Origin of the sequence: Caballeronia udeis (assembly GCF_001544555.2) — a bacterium.
Classification (GTDB): Bacteria; Pseudomonadota; Gammaproteobacteria; order Burkholderiales; family Burkholderiaceae; genus Caballeronia; species Caballeronia udeis.
This window is the reverse complement of record NZ_FCOK02000058.1, coordinates 56,155-62,600: the sequence shown is the minus strand read 5'-3', so window position 1 is coordinate 62,600 and position 6,446 is coordinate 56,155. Positions and strand designations below refer to the sequence as shown.

The following is a 6,446-nucleotide window of genomic DNA, read 5'->3' as shown; positions in this document are numbered from 1 at the left end:
GCCTCGATGATCAGTCGCATAGCAACTCCGATCGGTTGGCAACGTCGCCAGCGTAGCTGATATAGCGAGGGTGCCGGGCGGGCTCGCCGGGCTTTTTTTGTTAGAACCTTCGCAGATTCCAAGCGCCGTATCCCATCGGGTAAGGCGCCGTCACGTCGTCTATGACGGCGGTCAAGTCGACGGAAATAGCCTCCCACGGTTTGGTTCACCCTCGTCAAGCATGTCCCTTCATCAGGGGAAGACCACACTTCGATAGCGGGGCGCTCCATTTGGGGTACTGTAATCTGACGCTGTTAGGATGGGTGCTCCCCTTCTTCCGTTATAAACTCATGAAAAAGACCATTCTCGCCCTCGTCACCGCTGCTTTAACCCTTGGTGCCTTTTCATCCGCTTATGCAGACGACAGCCACCACCATAGGGTATGTCATAAAGTGAAGGTTCATGGCCACTGGCAAAACCGCTGTCATTAATTGACGGCGTCTTGCCGCTGCCGGCCGGCCCGATGGCGCGCCAGTTAGGCCGGTAGCCAGTCGGGCGCTAGAAGCCTGCTCATCGGCCGCGAGCATTCATCGGGAAAGTCGTCCCGGTCGGTATCGGTGACAACGGCCACCAGTGCGGTCGACCGGACGTCGTGCACTCGTGCACAAAATCCCGACACTTGCAGGCTGGGAGCGACCACTTTCGGTCGTTCGCTTGCCACCTCGAAAATCGCCGGCCTAGGTCGCGTTTATCCGTACGTCACGGCGTGTCGCCTGATTGCGTCCGTTTGGGCTGCGCTCGCGGCCGTCAATTAAGGCGACAAGGCCACGAGGCGCCGCATCGACGCGAGCATAGTCTCGACCGACACGGGCCTTTGCCAAAGCTCATCCCAAACAGGAGCGCTGACCGTAATTTCATGACTAGCGCTGGCTAGGACCACAGGAATCCCCGTCAACTTCGGCTCGCGCCTGAGTCGATGGCAAAGCTCGATACCATCCATTCCGGGCATCGATCGGTCCGTGATAACGAGGACGGGTTGCACCTTGTTGGCGGCGGCTAGGGCGGTCTCGCCATCGCTGGCCGTCTCGATTCGGTAGCCTTCGAGTTGCAAGATGCATTTCCACGCAACTAGGATGCTGCGATCGTCATCCACCAGGGGAATTGTCTGCGTTTTTCTCATCGAACAGGTGTCTTCCGTTCCGTCATCGGCCGGAAGTTCGTTTGTCGGCCGCGCGGAGAATTTGCAGCGTTCTCGACGAGTGGTTAGCTTGGGCGACATGGCCGCTTACTCGATGATGACTGCCATCATGGCACGGCGCCTGCCTCGGACCCTAACCTACGCATGGGCGCAAACAGAAGTTGTTTGAACTACTGCCCGTTGCAGCCCTCCTATCTGTCATACATCGACGGAGGGACGATTGATGCAGCTAAAGGTAGGCACTCGCGTAAGGTTGACCGACGAAAGAATCCTCCAGCTTGATAGCAGCTCCGCGAAGCGGTACAGGGAACGCGTTGGGACCGTTATCGGCTATCGGCCTGGCGCCAAAGGTCCGCTTGTCGAGTTCGACGCCGATGAAGAACGACGTTCAGAAATACTGCAGGATGTCGCACCAGCATACTTCGACGTTTTGCCGCCATAACTGCGCCCAACGCTCTGCGCGAGTACTGAAGATGGTCATGGATAAATTGGCAATGCCCACCCGCAAAGATGAAGCAATGGGAGCGAAAAACCCACGGTCGGCTGAAGCGTTTGCGCTCGAGCGAGTCGCGTCCGCGGCCCGTGAAGTACAGGCGGCGTCCACTGCGTTGCAAGCTCACTTCGCGGACGACGGCGCTCGACAACCATCCATGCTGGAACTTGCTCGATTTGCAGCGGCGATGCAAGAACTCAAAGACGCCCGCGAGGCTTTCGACCTGCTGATTGTTCGCGGCGCAGACCAGTGACGGCTACGCTCGATGGCTTTCGCTATGAACAGGTCATTCAGTCCAATCGAGAGTGGGTCAAATCGAACTTCCGTTCGAGCCGCGTCACACCATTCTCTGCTTGTCGAACTCAGGTCGCTCTCCAGACTTTCCCAGTTGGTTCACACGTGCCGACGAGACGTTGCGAAGGGTTGAATCGACTCTGCCTGCAGCCGGCCTGGGCTGCCGCGTGCATCTTTTATCCGCATTTCCCGAGGGACGCTCTGCGCTAGGGCGTGTCACCTGCGCTCAACGCGGCGACGAGCGTCGCCCGGCGTTCAGAAGCCACGACACTGTTTGCGAGCAATTCGTGTTCAAACGCTCGTTGGAGTAACTCGGGAACGGCGTCGCTTAGCGCTTGCGACAGTCGGTCGAGCGTCTTTTTCTTTCTGCCATCGAGCGCAGCTGCAAGCAGGGCAGCGAGTTCCTCCGCCAGCGCGGTGGCTATCGGCGCAAGCGCTGGCTTGAGGCAGTCGCGCGGACTCGGAAATTCCGATGGGTTGATACCCTTCGATGCAGACTTGCGCTTTGCCGCCATTGCGGGCTCCAGGAGTCTCTCAGCGGGGCGAGGTGAAAGAAAGCGGCGGTCATCTGCCATCATTGTCCATTGAGCGAGGTGATTGGGGTGCAGGACGGCACCTCCTTACGGAACCATCGAGTGTTTATTCCGGTTTTGTGACATCGTTATGTCGCCGGTTGCCGATATCTTTGCAAACGGCCGGCGGGGGATGACTACCGGGTATCTCTCACACGCCCAGAGGCGCCGGGACGCGCTCACATCTGATAGCGGTGGTCAGCGAAGAGTTGCTCGCCGTGGTGCCAAGGGCTCAATAGTCCGTTAGACGGGGCCGCCGGGTTGGCGATTCGATAGCCCAAACGGAGCCATGAGCGCGGCATTGTCTGTTTTAATTTAATGGACGCGTGTAAAAGCCGGTTAGTCCCGCGCGTGCAGCACATTTATCACATTTATATCTGGTCAACGACATACGATTGAGCTGCCCTTTCAATTCGCTTGACCCTGGCCGAGTGATGCCGCGCTAGCGGCAATTCGAGGAGCCTCGCTCAATAGCATTGTTATCAAATCACACTTGTCTGAGATAACGTCGAATTGGGGTTAACCCTCTGAATTCGGAGGTTCTGTTTGCTGTATCTTGTCACTTCATTTTAGCAATATATGCTAAACATATGATTTGTCGCCAGGACAGCTCGCCATGAACAAGCAGTGTCTGCAACAAGATTCACTCCTGGCTATTTGGCGCACGTTAGCGGTCCGGCGCGACCTCGCTGACGCAGCATTTGAACTCAGCCCGGCAGGCGATGTCTTGCTTCAGGACGAAGACCCCTGGCATTAAATATTCAAAACGGACGTGTTTTGTCAGCTCGCCATCCAGTTGGGTCCTCGCGTGGCGTTGCGCCTCCCCGTTGTCACCCGGACTTTCGGTGTCCGAGTCCCAGATGTGGTCTGGATGCCGGATGAAAAGTGGCCCGACGATGATGCGGAGCAAGGGACCAATCCCTTAGCCTTCGCCCCGGACCTGTGCGTGGAGGTACTGTTCGGCAATGCCGTTTGTGCAGCCAGTCTCGACAGCAGGACTCACGCGTACCTGTGCAGCGGAGCGGAGGAAGTCATTGTCGTGGGTGCTGACGGGACCGTAGAGTTTCGTGGCCGCGAGGGCGTGCGTGGCCGCTCGGTGTTCAACGTGACGCTTGACCTCAATACCAGCCTTCTTCCATACGGCAGGGCCGGAACGGTACCCGCTGCGGCACAACATCGCTGAGTGATTTCCGAATAATGGGCACCTGTATTCCAGTTGGTGGTCCAGGCTCGCCTTGACCTGTTTATCGAAGTCAATACTTCATCTCGCGGGCTTGCTCTAGTTCCGGGGCGTAAGTAGTTTCGATGGTTGTCGGTGGTTTTGTGGGGGGGTACCGTGAAGTTTGCGGCGCTGCCCGGCAGTGGCGGCGATACCCACTCGGCTGCGGCGCGAGCAGGTGGCACACATGCCCCACTACGTTCGTTCGGCCGGGAGGCACCACGATGGTCCGCCGCGTCTATGTCGACAGCACCGACGACTTCGTTATGTGGCGTGCCATCGATGCGATAAGGCCGGTTTCGACACCTCGAGTCTTAGTGGTCGACGACTATCCCGTAGGGGCAGATGCTCTGCAACTGCTATTGGAGCAAAACGGGTTCGAGACTCGCACAGTCAACGACGCGAGCCTGGCGTGCGCGGTTGCGGAAGAATGGCTGCCTTTCGCTGTTGTGGTGGACATCGTGATGCCGGGTGTGACGGGCTTAGAGTTAGCGCGTCGGCTCAGGGCGAGTGCGCTGACTCGCGATATGTTGCTCGTCGCATTCACTGCGCGGACCTCGAATGATGACCGGACCCGCGCACTTGAGGCCGGCTTCGATGTGCATTGCGCAAAGCCACTCACACCCAACCGGTTACTGACCGTGCTCGAGTCCGTCATAGGCAGGTGTTAGCGTAATAAACACCAGCTAGGCAGCAAGAAGCTCAGCCAGCGATGCAGCAGACCGCGCGCAAGGTCCTGCGCAGTCTGGGCGCTCACACCTCATACGGAGGCGTTCCGGCCACTGGCAGCGCAGCGGGAGGTATGCGCTCTAGGTCCTGTACAAACGGACCTCAATGCAACATCTTGTTCGGTCATCTAATAGGCAGAAGCTTAGCCAGGTAGGGCATCGTCGGACTTACCATCCGACCTGCTCTCTGTGCGACGCTGCGTTCACCACCGTTCTGAGCCTTTTAGGAAACCCGTCGTGCAGTAGTCTTTGTCGCCCCTGACTCATGCAAGCTCGATTGGGTCTCTTCGAGCCGAATGCTTTCCGAATCAGTAGCTTGTCGCCGACGCGGCGGCAGATATCCACAGGCTTGCCAACAAAATCGGTGGATAACCGGGGCACGTGTTCGCGTCGGTGATGTTCATTGCATGCGTCGTCGCGCAGGCGAACTGCAGGACCGTACGGGCCCTGCTCAGATTTCGCCCGATATATCGTGGCTTCGCTTGAGTAACAGAACGCAAGAGTTCGGCGAGATATTTTCCCCTGCGGCGTCGACCCTTTAGACTGCCCGGTTCAGGCGACTCGCAACAGATTGCGGTTCGTCGCAACCGGACTGCTGAGACAAATGAAGTGGCAACCTTATTTCGAACACACTTCCTTCTCCTTTTTCCGACTGGACCCAAATCTCACCGTCCAAAGACCAGACGAGCTCTTTAACAATCGCCAACCCCAATCCTGTGCCGGGAATCTCGTCTCCGGCCGCACGCTCAAATTCACCGAATACCCGCTCCTGGTCTTCCGAAGAGATACCCTCACCGGTGTCAGACACTCGCAGACACCAGCGGTCAGCGCCGAGTTTCACTAGCGCAAAACCTATCTCTCCGGACTGCGTGTACTTCATGGCGTTCGAGATTAGGTTCACTGCAATTTGTTTGACTCTCAATCGATTCAAGGTTACGAAATCCAGGCTCGAATCAAATTCGGAGCTTAAGTGAAGGCCCTTGGCTTCGGCGCCCACTCGATGTGCTAACACCAGTTCGTCATACAAAGTCCGCAGTTCGAAACGTTCTGCTACGGGGACTTGGTTTTCACTCAAGACGACCGAATACTCGAACAATTGATCGACGAGTAGCTTCATGTCGGCAATTTGTCGGCCAGCAATGGTCAGCGCGGTGTCCACTTTCTCGGGACGCGCCTTGACCAGCTCGAGCGATGTTTCAAAGACATTCAGGAAATTGCGCAGTTCGTGCACAACGCTACTCGCGGCCAGCTGGCGCGACTGATATACGCTGGCGAGCAACTCGCGCTGCGAAGCGAGTTCGCGATTCGCTTCCTCAAGCATGCCGGTGTATTCGTCGACTTTTCTTTCCTGCTCGCCGACGAGTTGGTGGACAGAAGCCAGAATGACAAGGTTTACGGCGTCATCGACCAAATCCCGCGCGTGGGTCTCTTGACTCCGAGTGAAGTCATGATTGTCTTCGGCGAAGCTGGCGATGGCTGCGGACAGAACGCGGCGAAACAAGTCCAATTCGCGAATCAGTTCGTCCAGTCGATAATCTTGCTTCCAGCGCCAATGACCGTGTGTCCTCGCATCGAGCTCGATATCCGCTTCCACATCGTTCAGGTGTTCCGACGCGAGGAAATAGCAGATTTCGTCGAGAATCACCGGAACATGGTCGGCCAGCTGTTCATACGTAAGCGCGTGGCAATGTCCGATATCGGCATCGCGCAGCGAGGATTTTATCCAACGGTCGGTCAGCACTTCCCGCTGGTCGCGCAATGTCGCTGCAAGTCGCTGCAGGGGCCAAAAGATGTGTCGGTCATCGTCTGAGCCTCGGCGGTACATGTTCACGGGAGGTCGCTGCTAACGAAAGCCTGGTCGACGCCCGAATACGTCTAAGCATAGAACCGCGCAATCGGTCTCGAAAGGCGCATTTGATTTATGAGGTCAGCTCTATCTTTTGCGGGCGATTTTTGCCAATGA

At 57.2% G+C, this 6,446-nt stretch carries 6 protein-coding genes; 3 read left to right on the top strand and 3 right to left on the bottom strand.

Annotation, left to right across the window (positions count from 1 at the left end; all coding sequences use genetic code 11):
* Nucleotides 1–790: 790 nt before the first annotated feature.
* Entirely contained in the window at nt 791–1,258 is a 468-nt protein-coding gene (locus AWB69_RS31580; protein ID WP_082913664.1) for a response regulator, read from the bottom strand.
* 293 nt (nt 1,259–1,551) lie between these two features.
* Here AWB69_RS31580 and AWB69_RS49730 point away from each other — a divergent pair, with 293 nt between their 5' ends.
* Entirely contained in the window at nt 1,552–1,923 is a 372-nt protein-coding gene (locus AWB69_RS49730) for a hypothetical protein (protein WP_231937300.1), read from the top strand.
* A 247-nt stretch (nt 1,924–2,170) separates the two neighbouring features.
* On the opposite strand, the gene AWB69_RS31565 is transcribed toward AWB69_RS49730, so the two are convergent.
* The gene (locus AWB69_RS31565) at nt 2,171–2,479 is read right to left on the bottom strand and encodes a hypothetical protein (RefSeq protein WP_062090750.1); all 309 of its coding nucleotides are present in this window, start codon (nt 2,477–2,479) and stop codon (nt 2,171–2,173) included.
* Nucleotides 2,480–3,407: 928 nt separating this feature from the next.
* On the opposite strand from AWB69_RS31565, the gene AWB69_RS47235 reads away from it, so the two are divergent.
* Both AWB69_RS47235 and AWB69_RS31550 read left to right on the top strand, forming a co-directional pair.
* Nucleotides 3,408–3,719 (top strand): hypothetical protein, encoded by a 312-nt coding sequence (locus AWB69_RS47235; protein WP_231937299.1) that lies wholly within the window; start codon nt 3,408–3,410, stop codon nt 3,717–3,719.
* Nucleotides 3,720–3,979: 260 nt separating this feature from the next.
* Complete coding sequence (locus AWB69_RS31550; protein WP_062090747.1) at nt 3,980–4,426, top strand: response regulator; 447 nt, start codon at nt 3,980–3,982, stop codon at nt 4,424–4,426.
* Between the two features lie 595 nt (nt 4,427–5,021).
* Here the strand turns inward: AWB69_RS31550 and AWB69_RS31545 are convergent.
* A complete protein-coding gene (locus AWB69_RS31545) occupies nt 5,022–6,308 on the bottom strand; it encodes a sensor histidine kinase (protein WP_062090746.1) in 1,287 nt (428 codons plus the stop codon).
* Nucleotides 6,309–6,446 lie beyond the last annotated feature (138 nt).